Consider the following 20,980-nt stretch of genomic DNA (forward strand, 5'->3'; position numbering starts at 1 on the left):
TTTAAGCAACGTCCTTGGAACGATATCTACGTAGTAAGAACCAACCACTCACAATCAATAGGATTCCAAATGCCATATCTTCCGTATAGTTTCCTGCTGTTTTTGGCATTTTCGCGCCCTTCTCTGTTTTCGCGGGTGGTGTCTTTGCTGCAATCTTAACGATATCTTCTGCTTTTTTCAGATCTTTACCTGTTTCTTGAATCAACTCCGAACCAAACATTTCAGCCGTTAGTAATATGTCTAGCAGAAGTGATCCATCTAGGCTATACAATTCAATGAAAAGATCATAGCCAGCCGCATCACCTTCACTCAAAGCCAGCAACGAATTCATTGTTATAAGCTCTTTTTGACCATCCTTTGCTAAATAAAACTTCGCCTCAAGCTGGAGCAATGAAAGCATGTCTGTCCAAATATCACTTAGCTCGGCAATTTGTTCTGCGGTTAATTCTGTAGCACTCTCGAAATCTCCCAATGCTATCATACGATCATATAGTATAGTCATCTCTTCCTCAATCTTTCCATCGTCAAGTTTAAGAGACATTAGATAATTCATCAAGTTATCAAGCTCTTCCTCTGATAGACCCATTTCTGAAAAAAGATCGTCATAGTCCGCTATTTCGTCCCCGTACATATATGTGAATAGGGCTTCATCAAGTTCTTCTATTGTTTCGTAGTTTTCAATCAAATCTTCGTTTTCTTCTAAAAGCTTTGTTAGCTCATCCATTGTTAAATCATAACTCGCCAAAAGCTCCTTCATTGATTCATCATCAATCGGTGTACCCTTATAAAAAGCAATTGCCATATCGAGTTCTTCATAGATAGAATATACGGCTAACACATCTTGTCCTACTTCAAGCTCACCATTTTCAATTAATAACTGGTTTACTGCTTTACGGGTTAGACCATATTGATCAAGAAGCCCCTGTAGGTTATTGTTTGTTAACGGTTGTCCAATAAGCTCTTTCAATTCTTTAATTGATTCAAAATCTTCGAGGGTCATTTCAAGATAAGAAAGTTCTGCTTCAAGGTCTTCTTGAGTCCAACGAATTTGTTCCAAGTACTGATCCAGCTCCTCTTGCTCAATAGCTGCAAAAGCCGAAATTGGAACCAAGGTAAAAACAATACTAAGTGCTAAAACTACTGCTGTCACACGTTTCATCCACGCGTTCCCCCTGTAAAATATAGTCAAATAAAATTAATTATAGGGTTAAAGTAGTCTTTTGGATACAGGAATTTAGAACTATTTATTAGCAGTCTTTTTAGCACTTGTCATAACAAAAAAAGCCCTTATAATAGATGGGCTTAAATGTTGGGAGATTTATTCGAACTGTTGAGTTTACTTTCCGCCTGCTCAATTTGTTTTTTCACTTGCGAGGTTGCGGTTCCTCCATGACTATCTCTCGCGTTCATCACATGTTCCGGTTCAAGAATATCAAAAATATCCTCTTCGAATAATGGGCTGAATCGCTTATACTCGACAATGCTTAAGTCTAGTAAATATTTCTGACTTTTGATTGCATATAATACAACTCTCCCAATGATATCGTGTGCTTCACGAAACGGCATACCTTTTGTCACAAGGTAATCGGCAATATCAGTCGCATTTGAATAATCTTCCGTGACTGCTTTTCGCATTGCTTTTTCATTTACTGCCATCGTTTCAATCATTGGAGCTAACAGTTTCAGAGATCCATCCAACGTTTCAACTGTGTCGAACATCCCTTCCTTATCCTCCTGCATATCTTTGTTGTAGGCGAGTGGCAATCCTTTTAAAACAGTAAGAAGGCCAATTAAATTCCCATAAGTGCGACCGGTTTTTGCCCGTAACAGCTCTGGGACATCAGGGTTCTTTTTCTGTGGCATAATACTTGATCCAGTGCAGAACGAATCATCAAGCTCAATAAACCCAAACTCCTGACTTGACCAGATTACGAGCTCCTCAGACAATCTGGAAATATGGGTCATGATAATAGAAGCAATCGATAGGAATTCGGCGATAAAGTCCCGGTCACTAACCGCATCGATGCTGTTTGCATAAACCGAATCGAATTGTAAAATCTCAGCGACACGCTCGCGATCAATCGGAAATGTTGTACCTGCCAAAGCCCCTGCACCGAGCGGAAGGACATTTATACGTTTCATACTATCTTTTAAACGCTCTTTATCACGTTCAAACATCCAGAAATAAGCCAACAGGTGATGTGCAAACGATATCGGTTGTGCACGTTGAAGGTGCGTATATCCTGGAACAATCGTTTCAACATGTGTACTTGCTTGCGAAAGAAGCGCTCCTTGCACCGCTTCAACAGAATCAATGAACTCGATTGTTCGCTCCCGTAAATAAAGATGCATATCGGTTGCGACCTGATCGTTACGACTCCTTCCTGTATGAAGCTTACCTCCTACCGGTCCAATTTCATCAATTAAATGTTTTTCAATGTTCATGTGGATATCTTCATGCTCGATGTAGAAATCTAGCTTGTCATCCTCTATCTTTCTTTGCAATATGGACAGCCCAGACTTAATCTGTTCGGCATCCTCCTCAGAAATGACATTACATTCTGTGAGCATTTGAACATGGGCAAGACTTCCGGTTATGTCTTCTATCGCTAGTCGTTGGTCAAATTCGATTGATGCGGTGAATTGTTCGACGAGCTTATTCGTTTCCTTTGTGAATCTTCCGCCCCATAATTTCGACATACCCTTTTCCCTCCAGATTATTTAGTTGGACTTAACGGCTTTTGTTCTTGTTGCTTCTGATTAACTTCCGTATATGTCTTGGTCGCTAACCCCCACAATTTGATAAAACCAACTGCAGAATTGTGGTCGAATAAATCTCCCTTCGAATAGGTTGCGAGTGATTCATTGTATAAGCTGTGGACAGATTTTCGCCCGACAACCATGTAGTTACCCTTAAAGAGTTTAATTTTCAACGTTCCTGATACAACCTTTTGAGTTTCATCTACAAAAGCAGAAAGTGCATTTTGCAACGGCGAATACCAGAGTCCGTCATATATGAGCTGTGTCATTTGCTGATCAATCTGTGTTTTAAACTTGGTTACCTCTCGCGGCAAAGTCAGAAATTCCAATTCCTTATGAGCATGGATTAAAAGCAACGCCGCTGGATTTTCATACACTTCTCGCGATTTAATACCAACCAGTCGATTTTCAATATGATCAATTCTTCCGATTCCGTGCTTTCCTCCAATTGTATTCAACATCTCGATGATTGAAACGAGTGGCATCTTTTCTCCATTTAACGAGATCGGCACTCCTTTTTCAAACTCAACTTCAATATATTCAGGTTGATCTGGTGTCATTTCGATCGGTGCCGTCCAATCAAATGCTCCTTCAGGGGCTTCATTCCAAGGATTTTCGAGCACGCCTGCTTCACAAGCACGGCCCCAAATATTGGCATCAATCGAATAAGGATTATCCAGATTCACCGGAATCGGAATATTATGTTGACTGGCATACTCGATTTCTTCATCCCTTGTCATTCCCCATTCACGAACCGGTGCAATAACTTTAAGGCTTGGGTTTAACGCTTGGATCGCTACTTCAAATCGCACTTGATCGTTCCCTTTTCCCGTACATCCATGCGCTACCGCAACCGCCCCTTCCTGTTCTGCAACCTCAACAAGAAGTTTCGAAATCAATGGACGAGATAGAGCTGATGATAAGGGATATTTGCCTTCATACAGGCAATTTGCTTTTAATGCAGGCAAAAGGTATCCTTCCGCTAGCAATTTCTTGGCATCTACCATAATCGCTTTGACAGCACCTACATCAAGGGCTTTTTGTTTAATTGCTTCCAGGTCCTTCCCTTCACCAACATCCAAACCTAAAGCAATGACCTCGTACCCGTACTTTTCTTGAATCCATTTTACTGAAACGGATGTATCTAACCCGCCAGAATAAGCTAACACAACCTTATCTTTATTCATTTATTCTCGACTCCTTATCTTTTTTATAATGTATTAATATTTATAATGATGCATTATTATTCAATCGATATCCATTACAATAATCGATTCCTAGCCATTTTGTCAATAGGTTTTTAATAAAAGATCACGGATTTTCTTTACAACAAAATTTTGCTTATTTATAATTCGTAAAAAATAAACAAATGTTCGGTGGCCAGGTTGATATTTTGAGGAGATTATAGGCTTTTTAATAGAAAGGGGCGTTTTTAATGAGGCTACTTACTGGAAAGGTAGCGGTTGTAGTTTAGAAGCTAAAAGTTGATTCAAAGGTGATACTCATATAAAATGTTCAAAACACCTAGTTCAGATTCTAGCTTTTTTCAGCATATCCTGTATAGCTTATGGTTACGTAGAATAAAATAACGTTTAATGTTAGAAAGTGGAACTATGAACCCCCACTACTTATCGTACAAGACGAATTGTATTCTTGAAGGGAGACATCTAATTTGAAAAACTTTATGAAATTTGCCCTTGTGGCACTACTTACTGTTGTTCTAGCGGCCTGTGGAGGAAATGAGGAAGGCAGTAAAGAAAAAGCGGACAAACCGAAAGATGAAAAAACATCCCAAGATGAAAATAAAGCTAAAATGGAAGAGCTAAAAAAGAAGATGGAAAAACAGCAAATAGATAAAGATAAAGTCGTTGCAAAGGTCAATGATACTGAAATTAAAGGCGACGAATATAACCGTGCCCTTTCTCAATTTCAAATTCAATACCAACAGATGGGACAAGATCCAACTTCAGATAAACTATCAAAACAAATTGAAGAGCAAGTCGTACAAAGCCTTGTCGATTATGAATTAATACTTCAAGCAGCAGAAGGTAAAGGTTACACAGCATCTGATGAAGAAGTTGAAAAGAAGCTCAAGTCCATTAAGGATCAGTACAAAGAGGATAAGAAATTTGAAGAGGCATTAAAACAGAACAAGTTAACAGAAAAAGAACTAAAAGCACAGCTTACAAGAAATCTTACCTATGAAAAATTTGTTGAAAAAGAAGTCCCGGCAGCAGAAGTGTCCGAAAAAGAAATGAAGGATTACTATAACAAATTCAAAGAAAAGGCAAAAGGCCAACAAGCACCTCCTTATGAAGACGTTAAAGCACAGATCAAAACCCAACTTGAAAATCAACAAAAACAAGAGCAAGTAACCAAAAAAATCAAACAACTTAAAGACAAAGCAGATGTCAAAGTAATGATTTAAAGCAGCCCATACGGCTGCTTTTTTTGTAAGAAAAACCTGAGTGAAGGAAGAACACCTCCACTCAGGTCCTTTTTTGTTCAAAGCACATCCGATAGCTTGTAATCTACGCCATGTTTTCCTTTGTAGTACTCAGGACATTTCGCCTCCACAGATTTCGCAGGAAACCTTCGGAGGTACAGAGGGATCTCCTCCTCCATCCATCAATATTCACGTAATTTTGTGACCAAGAGCTGTATTCTTGTGCACAAAAAGAGACGAANCCTTCGGAGGTACAGAGGGATCTCCTCCTCCATCCATCAATATTCACGTAATTTTGTGACCAAGAGCTGTATTCTTGTGCACAAAAAGAGACGAATCCCACTTATTCGTTACCTTAAGCTGCATATTGTGCATGGAAAGGGAACGAATCGCATTTATTCGTGACCTCGAGCTGCAGCTTGTGCTCAAAAAGGAACGAACCGCACTTATTCGTGACCTCAAGCTGTATCTTATGTACAAAAAGGGAACGAATCACACCTATTCGTGACCTTGAGCTGCTTCTTGTACTCAAAAAGGGAACGAACCGCACTTATTCGTTACCTCAAGCTGCATCTTGTGCTCCTACGTTTATCAGTAATCACCGAACCTAACCTGAAAAAAGAAGCTAGACATTACATCGATGAGTCAATGATTTTATACGCTTATCTTTTAAGAAAAGCGCAAGCGCCCTGTTTAGTCACGAAGGTCACTTGCAGACCGAGGAGGCTGTCGCCGCCGCAGGAGGTTTCAAGTGATCCAAGTAACTGGGCGCTGGAGCTAGACATCACTTCTATGCCTACAAAATTTTATACTTTCTTACCTTTTAAAGAAAACTTGGCTAGCGCCAAGCTTTAACGCTGGCGATCGCCTTAGTTACACTTATACTATAGAAAGTATTTTTATACTTTCTTAACGTGTAAGAAAAGCACAAACACCCTGCTCTCCCCTAACTTGGCTCTATATGCACGTGCACATCATAGACACCGTGTTTCTCTATTAACACTTTTTCAACATTCGTTGAGATGTCATGAGCATCACGAATATCCAAATTACCGTTTACAAGAATGATAAGATCAACCACAATGTTATTCCCATAGCTCCTAGCTTTAATATCCTTTATTGATTTCACACCTCTTACATTGTTAATGGTTTCTTTATACAATTCGATTTCGTCCTCGTCAAATCCATCAGTTAAATAATGTGACGATTCACGAAAGATGCCCCATGCTGTTTTACAAATCAATAATCCGACGATAACGGCAGTCAATGGATCGAGCCAAGGTAAATTAAATTGTGAGCCAATGATCCCTACTGCAGTACCGATACTGACCCAGGCATCGGAAAGGTTATCCTTGGATGCTGCCATAAGCGACTGACTGTTAATTTTTCGAGCTAAACGCTTATTATACCGATAAACTGCGTACATGAAGAACGCACTAAAAATGCCTGTCCAAGCAGCAATTAAATCAGGTGATTCACTTTCTCCGCTAAATATATGCTTAATGGCTTCATATAAAACTTGAATACCAACAATCATCATGACGAAAGATGCAACCATTGAAGCAACCGTCTCAGCCTTCCAATGCCCATATGGATGGTCTTTATCAGCTGGATTTTGTGATAATCTTAAGCCAATCAATACAGCAACAGACGCGATGATATCCGTCGCATTATTTATTCCATCTGCTTTTAAGGCTTCCGAATTCGTTACGTTTCCAATATAAAATTTCAAGGCAGATAAAAAAAGATAAGCAAAAATACTTATTATTGCGCCCCGTTCACCACGTTTTAAATCATCGTATTTTAGTTGATCCATCGTTCCGTCCTCTCTGCATCATTATCCTAGACCATCGTAACAAGCAGAAAGCGATTGGGTCTATAGCAACCTTTTTAGTACATGCTATTAAAGTAATGAATATCCAATAATTTTTCATGGAGTAAAAACTATTAACTATATTCAAATTCCATTTGCATCTTATTCTATAGTTCCCTGCATATCAGAAAACATAAAGAAAATGTAAAGAAAACCCTAAACACAAAAAAAGACAGCCCAGCTAGTGGACCGTCTCATGACCAGACAGGCTGTAGTAGCCTTTCCCGTTTAAATAACTTTATAATGCTTCTTCAAATACCTTAACAGCTGCTTCGGCCACTTGTACGTCATCAGCTACTTTACTCCCGCTGACGCCAACTGCACCAACCACTTTACCTTCCTTTATAAGTGGAATACCGCCACCAAATACAACCAAACGACCGTTATTTGTCGTATTAAGGCCATAGAGCTCAGCTTTTGGAACCGTCGCATCTGCCAAATCAGCAGTTGACATCTTCAAGGCAACAGATGTCCAAGCCTTGTTTTGTGCAATATCAATACTTGCTATCCAAGCATCATCCATACGGTGGGTAGCAATTAAGTTTCCACCTTCATCCAAAATGGAAATAACCATAGCTACATCTAGCTTCTTTGCTTCCTTTTCAGCACCTTCAATTAACTTTTTAGCTGCATCCAATGTTAGATAACTCATTTTATTATCATCCCTTCCTTTTTCAATAATCGTGTGCCTTTTAAATTACTTCTACAAATTAAACTGTACAGGCTAAGTGAAAAATTGAAAAGGGAATTATCGTAAAGTGGCTCTTTGTTCCTATAGTTGAAATTTCTGCTGATAAAATGGAGTTTAAGTGGATTACGTGTTAAAAAATTGAGGTGACGGGTAATATATTTTATATCGAAATAGGTATTTTTTTCAAAGCTACTTTACCTTGGGGATAAGTTATACTCAGACTCCTTTGCCAAATTATTCGCATAATGAATAACAGTACTTGTCCCAATTGTTTCACACATTTTAAAGGGGATATTATATTCTTTACAGTACTTTTTCGCTGTTGCACTTCCATTATGACTTACAGCTGGGATAATAATAATTACCATATTGGACTTTTTAATTAGTGCGGCAATTCTTTGCTCATCTTCAGTACCATCCATTGCTTGAAATGTGGCACCTAAGGTTGTTAAACGCTCCCGATAAGCAGCTTGGCGATCAATACATCCAATTAGCGTCACTACCTTATCCTTTAAATGAATGTTCTCAATAACTTTTCTATTCGATTGGTATTTCTCTTTATAAACACTTGAGGGTAGAGGTGTAGAGTAACGATCAGGCTTGATATGATGCTTCCAAACGACCCTGCAATAACTTGGATTATCAGCAAAATAAGCAATATCAACAATGTCTCCCTCCTCAAGATGAAACTCCATTATCTCGGATTCTTTGATTCGAATCGTAAAAGGAAGTTCACCTAGCTTTATATTTTCACCGGACATTGTTTGGTTGCACACCCACAGTCCCCCGTCTTTCTCAACAACACAATAAGGAATAACTTTACGATCTTGGTCTTTACCCTCACCTTTTTTCACTAGTTCAAAAAAGTAATGCTTACGTTTAGAATTGACTTCACCCGTTTTCTTCAGAGTCGCCCGAACATAATCGCCTTGATTCAGCCCTAACTGACGAATTACTTTTTCCGGGACATAGGCATCTATATCCTGCAGCTGACCCCCCTTTAGTTTCCTTTCAAAAACAAAGGTGTTTGCATCCAGTTGATCTACTCTTGATCCCTTTTCCTCTTCAAGTTCACCATCACCGTGCAGCACCTCATCAACCTCATCTAAACCAATCGTTTGTTTATCAAGATTTGGAGGACTTACCAATGTAGATAAGGTCTCAAGAAAAACTAAATATCTTTTGGACTGGGCTACGTCCTCTGTAAGTGTATCAAGACTCAACTGCTCAATAATCCGTTGTAAATCAGTCTTTGCCATTTGAAAGACTTTTTCTTTATCCATTTTCTAATCCCCCACTTTCGTTATTTTCTGTACTCTGTTAAAGTATAGTTTTGACGGTCGAATCTATTTTTCCTTCCACACACAAGAACTAGACAAAATTCGATATTAGTAGTGCCTTTTTAAGACTACTAAAATCAGGTAACCAACGCTTTTGATGTTGACGAGAAAATCGGCTAGCAGAGATAATAACGATTTCAAACATGAGGAGTGGCTTTATATATGGAATATCCGTTTATATCAATAGGAGTGTTGATCTTTCTTGCATTATGGATCAGTACCCTGAATATGAAGGTGACTAATTTACAAGATCGACTAAAAACCATGAGATATACTTTAAACCAAATTGCGGATCAGGTTGGGGTTCCAGAGCATCCTGTAAATGAGCAGATACGTGCCCTGGTTAAAGACGGAAAAAACATTGAAGCAATTAAAGAGGCTCGAAAAGCGCTTGGCCTTTCACTAATCGAGGCGAAAGAATATGTAGACTCCTTGTAATCTTTTTTTACGTTATGAAAGTATTTTTATACTTTCTTAACGTGTGAAAAAAGAGATGACGTCATAAGGGCACTATCTCCCTTGGTCACCTCCCTTATACGTTATCACTAAATTGATTTATATTAGACTACGGATTCTCATTTTTATTAGTTAGTTTAAAAATTTCTTTCGATTCGAAAAGATTAACCACTTGATTAAGCCAATGGTAATAATTGATTGCATAAGTGATTTTTTCAATATCCTTCCTTACTTGTTCGGCTATAGCTTCGCTCGGTTCTTCTTCTAATACTTTTTCAAACTCAGATAAAGACTTTGTTAACGCCTCCATATTCATCTGTGTTCCTTTTCTCCATTGAACACAAAACAGATCAATGAAGTTTTGATACCAGTCCGCTTTAATTTTATATAAATCCTTACGTTCTCCCTTCTTCCAAACCTTTTCAACCATGTTTAGGTCAATTAAAGTTCGAACGCCAGTAGACATACTTGTTTTACTCATATGAAGTTCTTCTTTTAATTCGTCTAGCGTCATCGGTTCATTTTCAAAATAAAGGGTTCCATATATCCGCCCTATCGAAGGGGTTACACCGTATAAATGCATATTTTTTGCTACTGATTCGACTACACGTTCGCGCGCATGTGCAATCGTTTCTTCGTTATTCATAGGACACCACCATTAAATTTCAAATAAGAGGAGTACGTCTTATAAGTTTAATTATAAACCCTCATGTTCATTTATATTTTAAAGATTGCTAACTGCAATGTAAAGTTTGCCAAGTTTAAGCATTTGGGAGCATTACTAAACAATCATAAGAATAAATCAGTTAGGACTGTACAGTTTTTTCTGTATGAACTGATTTTATTGAATACGCCTGTTTTTCACGTTTGTTGCTCACTTGAATTCTCCTTATACTAAAGAGGTGTGCAAAGGGAGTAGGACTAAATTACCATTCTTAATTAGCGACAATTGCTTACATATGAATAGAGGTGAAGAACATGGCTCAATCAAAAATAACCATTCGTAACGTCACAAAGGTCTTTGGTAAATCCCCTAAACAAGGGATGAATTTGTTGAACAACGGAAAAACAAAGCAACAAATTTTAGAAGAAACAGGTATGACAGTTGGTGTCAATAAAGCGAATTTCGAAGTTAATGCTGGTGAGATTTTCGTTATTATGGGACTTTCGGGCAGTGGGAAATCTACACTCGTTCGAATGTTAAATCGGCTAATTGATCCGACTGATGGTCAGGTTCTAATTGACGGAGAAGATATCGTAAAATTAAAGCCCCATCAGCTTCGGGAAGTACGCCGAAGGAAAATGAGTATGGTCTTTCAACGCTTTGCTTTATTTCCACATCGAACGGTGTTGAACAATACAATATACGGTTTGGAAGTCCAAGGCCCTGATAAACAAGTCCAGAAGGCAAAAGCACTTCAATCCCTAAAACTTGTTGGTTTAGATGGATATGAAAACAGCTATCCGAAAGAATTAAGTGGCGGGATGCAGCAACGGGTAGGATTAGCCCGTGCTCTTGCAAATGATCCTGATATTTTGTTAATGGATGAAGCATTCAGTGCTCTAGATCCGTTAATTCGGAAAGATATGCAAAACGAATTATTGGAACTACAAGAAACAATGGAAAAGACGATTGTCTTTATTACTCACGATCTTGACGAAGCATTACGTATCGGTGACAGAATTGCATTAATGAAGGACGGTAGTATCGTTCAAGTAGGTACACCAGAAGAAATTTTGATGAATCCAGCTAACGATTATGTCGAGCGTTTCGTAGAGGATGTTGATCTCTCAAAGGTATTAACTGCATTCAATATCATGAAACGACCGGAAAAAATGCAAAATGATCGTGGACCAAGAGTCGCATTACAACTAATGAGAGATGAAGGAATTTCAAGTATTTACGTTGTCGATAAGAGGCAAAAGCTAATCGGTGCTGTAACTGCTCAGGATGCCGCAGAAGCTGTGAAAAACAATCAGTCGCTCGAGGATATACTGATACATGATTTAACAACTGTTACACCGGATACATTGATTGTTGATATGTTTGAAAAAATGACTGGATCCTCTTTACCGCTTGCAGTTGTTGATGATGAGAACCGCTTGAAGGGTATTATTGTCCGTGGTGCAGTTATAGGAGCTCTCGCTGGTGATGATAACCATATAAACGGGAATGGGGTGAATTAGACATGCAACTATTTCCGAAATTACCACTCGCAGAATGGGTGGAACAAGCGGTAGATTTTTTAACCGATAATCTCGGTCCATTTTTTGAAGCACTAACAGAAGGAATAGAAGGATTTGTTGAATTTATAGTACTCATTCTATCTTCTATACCAGCAGTAGTATTAATTGCAATATTTACAGGGCTAGCGTGGTGGGCGAGTCGTTGGACAATTGCCCTTTTTACAGCTGTAGGATTACTGTTAATCCAAAATCTAGGCTATTGGGATGGAACGATTGATACGTTAGCGCTTGTATTATCTTCCGTTATTATCTCAATTATTATCGGGGTTCCAATCGGGATTTGGATTTCTCAGAGTGATCGATCAAGGAATGTCATTACACCGATTCTAGACTTCATGCAGACAATGCCGGCCTTTGTATACTTAATTCCAGCAATTTTATTCTTTGGAATAGGTGTCGTACCAGGGATTATTGCTTCTGTTATCTTTGCGATGCCACCGACGATCCGCTTAACCAATTTAGGGATACGTCAAGTACCGGAGGATCTGATTGAAGCTGCAAATGCATTTGGGTCAACGACAAATCAGAAATTATTTAAAGTCCAGCTGCCTTTAGCAACACCAACGATTATGGCAGGGATTAACCAGAGTATTATGCTTGCACTTTCCATGGTTGTTATTGCGTCCCTTGTAGGTGCACCAGGATTAGGTGCTGACGTATATCGGGCAGTTACACAACTTCGAGTAGGAACTGGTTTTGAAGCCGGTCTTGCCATTGTTATTCTAGCAATTGTTTTAGATCGGATTTCTCAAAATATAGGAAGTACTAAACAACAATAAGGGGGATTTACATGTTTAAAAAGAAATTTCGTTTTCTTGGATTAGCAATGGTACTTGCATTGTCCTTTGTACTAGCAGCATGTGGTAGCGGTGAATCGGATGGAGGTTCCGGTGATGGAGAAGGATCTAGCTCAGCATCTCTTGGAGAACAAGTAGATTATAAGATTACTGGAATTGAGCCAGGTGCTGGAATCATGAAAGCAACTACAAAGGCTTTAGAAGATTATGAGAGCCTTGCTGAATGGGAGCTTATTGAGTCTTCATCAGCAGCAATGGCATCAGAGTTACAGAAGGCGATTGAAGATAAAGAGCCAATTGTTGTTACTGGATGGACTCCACACTGGATGTTCTCAAAATTTGACCTTAAGTACCTCGAAGATCCAAAAGGTGTGTATGGCGAAGCAGAAAACATTGAAACATTTGTTCGAAAAGGGCTTAAAGACGATCAACCTAGTGCTTACAAAGTGTTAGATCAATTCCATTGGACGAGTGAAGATATGGGTGCTGTAATGGTAGACATTCAAGAAGGAATGAAACCGGCAGAAGCAGCATCAAAATGGGTTGAAGAAAATAGTGATAAAGTAGCTAAATGGACCGAAGGTGCAGATAAAGTTGACGGTAAAGAAATTTCTCTTGCATTTGTAGCTTGGGATTCTGAAATTGCAAGTACAAATGTGGTTGCAAAAGTATTAGAGGGCATTGGTTATAAAGTTGAACTCGTTCAGTTAGATGCTGGCCCAATGTTCACTGCTGTTGCTAATGGTGATGCAGACGGGATGGTAGCAGGCTGGTTGCCATTAACTCATAAAGACTATCTTGAAGAGTATGGTGATAAAATGGAACGTCTAGGACCAAACTTAGAAGGTGCTAAAACAGGTCTTGTCGTACCTACTTACGTTGAAGCTGATTCAATCGAAGACCTTAAATAAACATTTAGAAGGTTAAGCAAGAACTTACTTTAAAGCCAGTGACCCTATCTGAAGGGTTACTGGCCTTTTTCTATTTATTAGAAAGTTTATAAAAAAGATGAAACGAAATATATTCGCTTCATCTTTTGCAATCTACTTATTTGTAAATTTCACTTCCGGATTCCTTAAATTCCTTAGACTTCTCTTTCATTCCTTCATCGATTGCTTCTTTCGTATCAAGGCCTTTCTCTTTCGCATAGTCGCGAATGTCTTGTGAAATTCTCATACTGCAGAACTTCGGACCACACATCGAACAAAAATGTGCTGTTTTTGCTCCTTCTGCCGGTAACGTTTCGTCATGATACTCAATTGCCCGTTCAGGATCGAGTGAGAGATTGAATTGGTCTCTCCAGCGGAATTCAAAGCGTGCTTTCGATAAGGCATCATCCCGCTTCTGTGCCCCTGGATGTCCTTTTGCAAGATCCGCTGCATGAGCTGCAATTTTATACGTAATAACACCTTCACGGACATCGTCTCTATTCGGTAAACCGAGGTGTTCCTTTGGTGTCACATAACAGAGCATTGCTGTGCCATACCAACCGATCATCGCTGCTCCAATGGCAGAAGTAATATGATCATAACCAGGTGCAACATCTGTTGTCAGTGGCCCTAATGTATAAAAAGGTGCTTCTTTACAGATTTCCAGTTGCTTATCCATATTTTCTTTAATAAGATGCATTGGAACATGACCCGGTCCTTCAATCATCACCTGAACATCATGCTTCCAAGCGATTTGTGTTAATTCCCCTAATGTTTCAAGTTCTGCAAATTGGGCCTCGTCATTAGCATCTGCAATCGACCCAGGACGTAGACCATCACCGAGTGAAAAAGCAACATCATATTTTTTCATGATCTCACAGATTTCTTCAAAATGAGTATAAAGGAAGCTTTCTTCATGGTGAAACAGACACCATTGAGCCATAACTGAGCCGCCACGGGAAACGATTCCGGTCTTTCGGGTTGCTGTTAATGGCACATATCGCAAAAGGACACCGGCATGAATGGTAAAGTAGTCTACACCTTGCTCCGCTTGCTCAATGAGTGTATCGCGATACACGTCCCAGGTGAGATCTTCAGCGACACCATTTACCTTTTCAAGTGCTTGATAGATTGGAACAGTTCCAACTGGTACTGGTGAGTTCCGAATGATCCACTCACGGGTCGTATGAATATTTTTACCCGTAGAAAGATCCATCATCGTGTCAGCACCCCAGCGCGTCGCCCATGTCATTTTCTCTACTTCCTCTTCAATGGAAGACGATACAGCTGAGTTACCTATATTCGCATTGATTTTAACGTGAAAATTGCGGCCGATAATCATCGGTTCACTTTCCGGATGGTTAATATTAGACGGAATAATCGCTCGACCTTTCGCAACCTCCTCACGAACAAACTCTGGAGTAACATGTTCACGAAGTGCGATAAATTCCATTTCAGGTGTAATGACTCCTTTACGAGCATAGTGCAATTGCGTTACATTTTGCCCTTCTTTTGCACGCATTGGACGACGATTCAGGCCAGTAAAAACATCTTGGTTAGACCGCTCATCCGACTTATACCCATTGTCCTCGGGTTTCACTTCACGTCCCTGATACTCTTCCACATCATCACGCTCAAGCACCCATTTTAGTCGAAGTGCTGGTAACCCTTTTCGAATATCCACTGTGTAATCTGAATCGGTATACGGGCCACTCGTATCATAAACCCGTAAAGGGGGGTTGTCTTCCTCCCCAAAAGTGCTGCTTGTTGGACTTTGCGCAATTTCCCGCATTGGAACGTTCAAGTCCTCCCTTGAACCTTGTACATACACCTTCTTGCTCCCTGAAAAATTGGACATAATAGAAAAGCTCATTTGTTCTTGCGTACTGCCTGATGTCATTTCAATTCCACTCCTTTTAAATTAGTAAAGGACTTGAATCTAGAACATGACCAGTATAAAGAAGCTGCTAATCGTATAGGAAAAGCAAAAAAGCCGAGCCCTAAAATAATAGGACCCGGCTGAATAAGAAATAGATAGATGTACACTTAACCTACTTCTCAATAGCTGACAAATTAACTTCCCCACGCTGGTATGAACCAGATCAGGTCCCGAGGGTCGAGAAACTTCTAAGCATTTCTCTCTCAGCCCAACTCATTGGACACCCCTAGTTGAAAATATATATAATTGGTAATTCCCATTTATTATAACTTGCAGACTCTAGGATAACAAGTTCACTTACAATACTTTAATAGTCTTTTAATATATATTACTTAGGACAATGCTTTTGTTAAGAAAGGGACAATTTGTTTTTTACGTGAAACGACACCTTTTAATACCGCTGTTTGATCGGTCAACTTCACTCCAAAAGCTTGCTCTACGGCACTTGAAGCATGTCCAACTGGTAAGACAGTGGAGTCATTATTTAATATATCAGTTACAACCAATACAAACAGGTCTAATTGTTTCTCGGCTACCACACTTGTAATTTCAGTTGTTAGTTCTTCTTGATGCTGGAGCACATCATTCACATCGACTGTATTCACTTGAGCAACCTCAACCTTACTATCGCCCAATGCAAACTCTTTGGAATCCAGTGAAATGAGCTCTTTCATTGTTTTTCCACTAAGGTCCGCACCAGCCCGGAGCATGTTTAAGCCATACTCTTCAATGCTCATTTGAGCAATTTCACCTAATTCGTTCGCTGCTTGAACATCTTCATTCGTACAAGTAGGCGATTTAAATAATAATGTATCCGAAATAATTGCCGAAAGCATGAGTCCCGCCATTTCCCTCGGAATCTCTACCCCATGTTCTTTAAAAAGCTTGTTCAAAATCGTAGCCGTACAACCTACTGGCTCGGCTCTATAGTATAGAGGGTCTGCCGTTTCAAAGTTTGCGATACGATGATGATCAATTACCTCAAGTACTTTTACCTTATCAATGCCATCTGCACTTTGTTGATGTTCATTATGATCAACCAATATCACTTCACTTACTTCTTCCGCTACGTTTGTGACAAGACGCGGTGCCTCGATATTAAAATAATCCAATACGTATTGAGTTTCCTCATTTATGTTGCCTAAGCGTACAGGCTCAGTGTCCAACCCAAGTTTATTTTTCAAGTAAGAATACACAATAGCAGAAGAAATCGTATCAGTATCAGGATTTTTATGCCCGAAAATTAATGTATTAGCCAAATTAAGTACCTCCTAAGAATTTTTCCTATAAGTGCGTGTTCAAAAAGGAGGACAAAAAGAGCCAAGAAGTTCGAGGCGTGAAAATCTCGAGGACCAGAACGTATGCTACTAATACGTGAGGACCGGAGAGATCGAACAACGAAGAAATTCGACAGCTATTTTTACCGGACTTTTTGAACAACCTCTATAACAGATTATACACTATTTTAGTGGTCAATTTCTCCCTTTATCAATCGAAAAATGAATGCTACTTATTATTGGAGTTTCCACTTTAATCCGAACCGAACATATTTAACTTTTTGATAATTTTAGGCTGCTGAAATCTAGTAATAAAGAAAACTTGGCTAGCGCCAAGCTTTAGCGCAGGCGATCGCCTTAGTTGCGCTTATACTATAGAAAGTATTTTTTATACTTTCTTAACGTGTAAAGAAAACTTGGCTCAGCCAAGCCTTTGGCGTCGGGTGGGCCTTAGCTGCGCTTATACTATAGAAAGTATTTTTATACTTTCTTAACGTGCAAGCAAAAAACACGTAGGTTCAGCTGAGACCCGCGTGTTTTTCGTATTTTTGAAGTTAATCTAACGGTTACTTTTCTTCACCATCTGTTTGTCTACCTTCAAAGGTCCACTCAAGCTGTACAGAATCACCTTGGAAAACATTTTGGTCTTCACCGTTATCAATGAATTTGAATTTAACAGTAAAATCATGGACGGAACCAGCCGGAAGACCCTTCTCCCCTAACCACGGATAGAAAACATGCTGATCAACCGCTTCTGGACTCATGCCTTGAAGTTCAGCTAACGTTGTTTTATAAATCACTTCATCTATATTATCAATGTTGTACAAGAATTCTACTTCAATATGTTCTCCAAAGTTGGCTTCGTTATTGTCGCCCTTTACGTCAGTTACGGTATATGCTGTTTCCAACAATACTTGTTTAATATCTAGCGAACCATTGTTCCCAAGCTTAAATTCACGAGTAAATGTATCACCAGGCTTGATGTTCTCAACATCGATAATCGTTGTTGGGTCAACAGACAAATCTAATGTGCCTGCCGCAAAAGTGTTGGTTGTTTCTGCCGTATCGCTGAAATACGCATACGTTCCACCACCTACAAGTGACAATCCCAATGACGCTGAGGCTACTCCCATTACAAGCGTTTTCTTTAAACCCATCCTTTTATTCCTCCTCTTTTTTACTGCACCTTTATTAGGTGAAAACCCATTTATTGATCCCACACTTGTGGGTAACAACCCCGTTTTGTTAATCAACGCTTGTCGTTTCGCGTTTCTTCCTAGTATCCATTTCTGAGATGACCTTCCATACTGCGAAAATCGAATACCCGATAAGCAACAACCCTGGAATGATTAACAGAAGTGCACCACCGGATTTTGAGTCTGCAAAATTGAACAAGTAGCCAACATAAGGAATCGTGAAACCTTTGTATTCGGCAGTTACGTTTTGTGGCAATACAGGCTCCCGATCTGGACCATCGTTATGATCACCTTTTGTTATATAGTGGAGCTGTTCGTCGCTTCCTTTTACATTAACAATACGGTGAGTGATTAAGCGGTCTTCTTTATCGGTAAATGTGATGACATCGCCTTTTTCAAATCTAGTCATATCTCCTCCTGGTTTAACAGCAATAATAGAACCTGTTTGAATTACGGGTTCCATCGAACCAGATAACACCGTTTTCAATTGATAACCGAATACATTTGGCTCACCACCAGTTACTCTCGAGGAAATGACGACAATGGCCATAATTAGTAATGTAAAAAACAAAATTGTCGAAACCAGATTACCTATTATTTTTACAGATTTCATTTCTGATCACCATCCGTCTGACTTATTGCTTTTCCACCATGATTGGGATCTGTAACCTTTTTCATAACATCAACATCTTTGGTTTTATCAGTTCCCGAATCCTCTCGCTCACCATTGTTAACCGGTTGTCCATTCATGTTCTCTTGCATTTCATCTTTAGGTGTATTTTCTCTGTAGGATCATCATGATTGTTGTTATTATTAGAGACACTTTCTTGCGTGAATTGTTCCTGTGTAGAACCTGGCTTCAGTTCACTTTTTTCAGATGATTTATCTTTTCTAGTAGCTTTAGGCTTCTCGCCTCTCTGTTCCTTTTCAGATGTAATTTCCCATGTACCCACTTTTATTACGGCAACGCCTTTATCGGTATCACTAAAATAAGCAGCTGTTGGCTCCGTTAATTCGCTAATAGTTAAAAAGAATAAGAATGCTGACGCCAATAGTTTTAAAAGGAGCAAATCCCTAAAGGCGAATTTATAACATTTCAGCTTTGTTCTTGTCCTAATTATCCTCACCCCACTTCATTCCTCGCACAACCAAATAATAGTGAATCGTTATTAAGAGGACATGAAATAAGAGTAAAGATGGTGTAAATGGTAGGAAAATATCGAAATTTATTACAATTTATCTATTAAAGCCTCTAGTAGAACTCTCCATATAGAGTAATAATTTACTATAACATTACTATTTTTAGTAAAAAGTACATGCGACAAACTTCATTGAATTTCAATTTTGACTTATAAAAAAGATCTATTAACACAAGACCGGACATTATCCGCCATAAAAAGATTTACAATTTGACAACATTGAATTTATATTCATTTGCTAGAGTAATTACTAGATTGAAAGTATAAAGGAGGAATTACCCAATTGGATAACAGTAGTAATGGGCGGAGTCGTATGAAGAGAAAGGATTTCATCAAATTAAGCGGGATCAGTACAGTTGCGTTAACTCTAGGTTCAGCAGGATTACTTTCAGCAGATCCAACCAAAGTATTGGCTAACCCGAACAGAACGAAACCGATGCGTGGTAATCCATTCACTGGTTTTGGTCCACTCGTTAAAGACCCTGGTGGTTTGATTGACCTTCCTAAAGGGTTCCAATACCGTGTTATTTCTGAAGAAGGAAAGAAAATGACGAATGGTGCACCTATCCCAGCGGATTTTGACGGTATGGCTGCTTTCCAAGGACCAGGTCATACGACAATTTTAGTAAGAAACCATGAATTAAGTGGTTCTGAATCTGCAGTCCAAGGTAAAAATCCATACAACCGCCACGCCCCCGGTGGGACTGCAGCTCTCGTTCTCGGACCTGATCGGAAAAAATTTGCTGAATATGTAACGTCGTCTGGTTCGATGCAAAACTGTGCAGGTGGAGCAACTCCATGGGGGACTTGGCTAACATGTGAAGAAACGCGCACGGACGGACACGGTTATGTATTCGAAGTTATGCCAAATGAACCAGAGAACAAATTGTCCAAAACGCCAATTCGCGATATGGGATTCTTCTCACATGAAGCGACAGCCATAGATCCGGCAACCGGAATTGTTTACTTAACTGAAGATGATTTTCGCGGTAGTATCGACCCTAACGATCCTGCTAATGATGAGCGTTCAAGCTTCCTGTACCGATATATTCCAAATGATAGAACTCCACGTCCAGGTGCTTTACAAAGGGGCGGAGAGCTTCAGGCATTGGCGATTGAGGAAAAAACAAATCCGGATGCAGACTTCATGAATCCAGGACAAAAATTCGGGGTTGTTTGGAAAGACGTCAACAAAGAAGATCCTCATGACGATGCACTTGAAAAAGGATGCGTTCGCTTCAATCGTTTAGAAGGGGCATCTTTTGCTGGCGGTGTGTTTTGGTTTGACGATACGGCGGGTGGCGAAAAACGTCTAGGACAAATTTATCGTTATACTCCTGCGACTGAAACACTCGAGCTATTTTACGAAGGTACTGAAGCGAATAAAATGGAAAGTCCGGATAACATCGTAATTACACCATGGGGAGACCTTTTATTTGCTGAAGATGGAGGCAATGGTAACCGTGTAATGGGCATTACTCCAGATGGGGAAGTATACGAGTTTGCTAATAACCATCTTAATGGATCTGAGTTCTGCGGACCAACATTCTCACCAGACGGGCAAACGTTCTTCCTTAATATCCAATCACCTGGTCTTACATTTGCAATTTGGGGACCATTCCCTGGTCGACGCCCTGGACGCCAACGTCAAATGGGACACGCTGCACCTCCGAAGCATTTCGCACCTCGAATCTCAGCGGAAATGTCACAAATCGCTAGAGAAAGCGGTATTTCTGATTTAGAAGCAGCTGCCTTCTTACGACACGGAGTACCGTTAAAGTAAAGTACGTAAACCATTTTAAGAGGAGTGACCTAAAAGGAAAACACCCT

General features: G+C 39.5%; 19 protein-coding genes and 1 riboswitch. Of the genes, 6 read left to right on the forward strand and 13 right to left on the reverse strand.

Annotated features, from left to right (window positions below; all coding sequences use genetic code 11):
• Position 1: 1 nt before the first annotated feature.
• The 3 genes from NON16_RS20835 to NON16_RS20845 all read right to left on the reverse strand — a co-directional run bounded on the left by NON16_RS20835 (position 2) and on the right by NON16_RS20845 (position 3,947).
• Positions 2 to 1,159, reverse strand: a complete 1,158-nt coding sequence (locus NON16_RS20835; protein WP_257351346.1) for a processed acidic surface protein — start codon at positions 1,157 to 1,159, stop codon at positions 2 to 4.
• A 143-nt stretch (positions 1,160 to 1,302) separates the two neighbouring features.
• Complete coding sequence (gene argH, locus NON16_RS20840; protein WP_257351347.1) at positions 1,303 to 2,700, reverse strand: argininosuccinate lyase; 1,398 nt, start codon at positions 2,698 to 2,700, stop codon at positions 1,303 to 1,305.
• 17 nt (positions 2,701 to 2,717) lie between these two features.
• Complete coding sequence (locus NON16_RS20845) at positions 2,718 to 3,947, reverse strand: argininosuccinate synthase (RefSeq protein WP_257351348.1); 1,230 nt, start codon at positions 3,945 to 3,947, stop codon at positions 2,718 to 2,720.
• Positions 3,948 to 4,432: 485 nt separating this feature from the next.
• Between NON16_RS20845 and NON16_RS20850 the strand changes: the two genes are divergently transcribed.
• Positions 4,433 to 5,188: a SurA N-terminal domain-containing protein gene (locus tag NON16_RS20850; RefSeq protein WP_257351349.1), complete on the forward strand. Its 756-nt coding sequence runs from the start codon at positions 4,433 to 4,435 to the stop codon at positions 5,186 to 5,188.
• Positions 5,189 to 6,152: 964 nt separating this feature from the next.
• On the opposite strand, the gene NON16_RS20855 is transcribed toward NON16_RS20850, so the two are convergent.
• The 3 genes from NON16_RS20855 to NON16_RS20865 form a co-directional block, all read right to left on the reverse strand.
• Positions 6,153 to 7,022, reverse strand: a complete 870-nt coding sequence (locus tag NON16_RS20855; protein WP_257351350.1) for a cation diffusion facilitator family transporter — start codon at positions 7,020 to 7,022, stop codon at positions 6,153 to 6,155.
• 295 nt (positions 7,023 to 7,317) lie between these two features.
• Complete coding sequence (locus tag NON16_RS20860) at positions 7,318 to 7,731, reverse strand: GlcG/HbpS family heme-binding protein (RefSeq protein WP_257351351.1); 414 nt, start codon at positions 7,729 to 7,731, stop codon at positions 7,318 to 7,320.
• Between the two features lie 233 nt (positions 7,732 to 7,964).
• Positions 7,965 to 9,053 (reverse strand): DUF2325 domain-containing protein, encoded by a 1,089-nt coding sequence (locus tag NON16_RS20865; protein WP_257351352.1) that lies wholly within the window; start codon positions 9,051 to 9,053, stop codon positions 7,965 to 7,967.
• Between the two features lie 219 nt (positions 9,054 to 9,272).
• On the opposite strand from NON16_RS20865, the gene NON16_RS20870 reads away from it, so the two are divergent.
• Complete coding sequence (locus tag NON16_RS20870; protein WP_257351353.1) at positions 9,273 to 9,548, forward strand: hypothetical protein; 276 nt, start codon at positions 9,273 to 9,275, stop codon at positions 9,546 to 9,548.
• 127 nt (positions 9,549 to 9,675) lie between these two features.
• On the opposite strand, the gene NON16_RS20875 is transcribed toward NON16_RS20870, so the two are convergent.
• The gene (locus tag NON16_RS20875; protein ID WP_257351354.1) at positions 9,676 to 10,212 is read right to left on the reverse strand and encodes a GbsR/MarR family transcriptional regulator; all 537 of its coding nucleotides are present in this window, start codon (positions 10,210 to 10,212) and stop codon (positions 9,676 to 9,678) included.
• 332 nt (positions 10,213 to 10,544) lie between these two features.
• Between NON16_RS20875 and NON16_RS20880 the strand changes: the two genes are divergently transcribed.
• The 3 genes from NON16_RS20880 to NON16_RS20890 are packed head-to-tail and all read left to right on the forward strand — an operon-like array spanning position 10,545 to position 13,521.
• Positions 10,545 to 11,753, forward strand: a complete 1,209-nt coding sequence (locus tag NON16_RS20880) for a quaternary amine ABC transporter ATP-binding protein (RefSeq protein ID WP_257351355.1) — start codon at positions 10,545 to 10,547, stop codon at positions 11,751 to 11,753.
• A gap of 2 nt (positions 11,754 to 11,755) precedes the next feature.
• Positions 11,756 to 12,592 (forward strand): ABC transporter permease, encoded by an 837-nt coding sequence (locus tag NON16_RS20885; RefSeq protein ID WP_257351356.1) that lies wholly within the window; start codon positions 11,756 to 11,758, stop codon positions 12,590 to 12,592.
• An 11-nt stretch (positions 12,593 to 12,603) separates the two neighbouring features.
• The gene (locus NON16_RS20890) at positions 12,604 to 13,521 is read left to right on the forward strand and encodes a glycine betaine ABC transporter substrate-binding protein (protein ID WP_257351357.1); all 918 of its coding nucleotides are present in this window, start codon (positions 12,604 to 12,606) and stop codon (positions 13,519 to 13,521) included.
• A gap of 136 nt (positions 13,522 to 13,657) precedes the next feature.
• On the opposite strand, the gene thiC is transcribed toward NON16_RS20890, so the two are convergent.
• The 6 genes from thiC to NON16_RS20920 form a co-directional block, all read right to left on the reverse strand.
• Entirely contained in the window at positions 13,658 to 15,439 is a 1,782-nt protein-coding gene (gene thiC / locus NON16_RS20895; RefSeq protein WP_257351358.1) for a phosphomethylpyrimidine synthase ThiC, read from the reverse strand.
• A 162-nt stretch (positions 15,440 to 15,601) separates the two neighbouring features.
• Positions 15,602 to 15,716: riboswitch (TPP riboswitch) on the reverse strand.
• A 94-nt stretch (positions 15,717 to 15,810) separates the two neighbouring features.
• Positions 15,811 to 16,737 carry a manganese-dependent inorganic pyrophosphatase gene (locus tag NON16_RS20900; protein WP_257351359.1) on the reverse strand — a complete coding sequence of 309 codons (927 nt, stop codon included), beginning with the start codon at positions 16,735 to 16,737 and terminating at the stop codon, positions 15,811 to 15,813.
• Between the two features lie 584 nt (positions 16,738 to 17,321).
• Positions 17,322 to 17,912 (reverse strand): CalY family protein, encoded by a 591-nt coding sequence (locus tag NON16_RS20905; RefSeq protein ID WP_257351360.1) that lies wholly within the window; start codon positions 17,910 to 17,912, stop codon positions 17,322 to 17,324.
• An 88-nt stretch (positions 17,913 to 18,000) separates the two neighbouring features.
• Positions 18,001 to 18,564, reverse strand: a complete 564-nt coding sequence (gene sipW / locus NON16_RS20910; RefSeq protein ID WP_257351361.1) for a signal peptidase I SipW — start codon at positions 18,562 to 18,564, stop codon at positions 18,001 to 18,003.
• On the reverse strand, positions 18,561 to 18,701 hold the full coding sequence (locus NON16_RS20915) for a hypothetical protein (protein WP_257351362.1): 141 nt from the start codon (positions 18,699 to 18,701) through the stop codon (positions 18,561 to 18,563). Before NON16_RS20915 ends, sipW begins: the two co-directional genes overlap by 4 nt.
• Positions 18,698 to 19,078 (reverse strand): hypothetical protein, encoded by a 381-nt coding sequence (locus NON16_RS20920; protein WP_257351363.1) that lies wholly within the window; start codon positions 19,076 to 19,078, stop codon positions 18,698 to 18,700. Before NON16_RS20920 ends, NON16_RS20915 begins: the two co-directional genes overlap by 4 nt.
• Positions 19,079 to 19,433: 355 nt before the next feature.
• Here NON16_RS20920 and NON16_RS20925 point away from each other — a divergent pair, with 355 nt between their 5' ends.
• Entirely contained in the window at positions 19,434 to 20,933 is a 1,500-nt protein-coding gene (locus NON16_RS20925) for an alkaline phosphatase PhoX (RefSeq protein WP_257351364.1), read from the forward strand.
• Positions 20,934 to 20,980: the final 47 nt, after the last annotated feature.

The sequence above is a fragment of the Pseudalkalibacillus decolorationis genome (genome assembly GCF_024609785.1).
Classification (GTDB): domain Bacteria; phylum Bacillota; class Bacilli; order Bacillales; family Fictibacillaceae; genus Pseudalkalibacillus; species Pseudalkalibacillus decolorationis.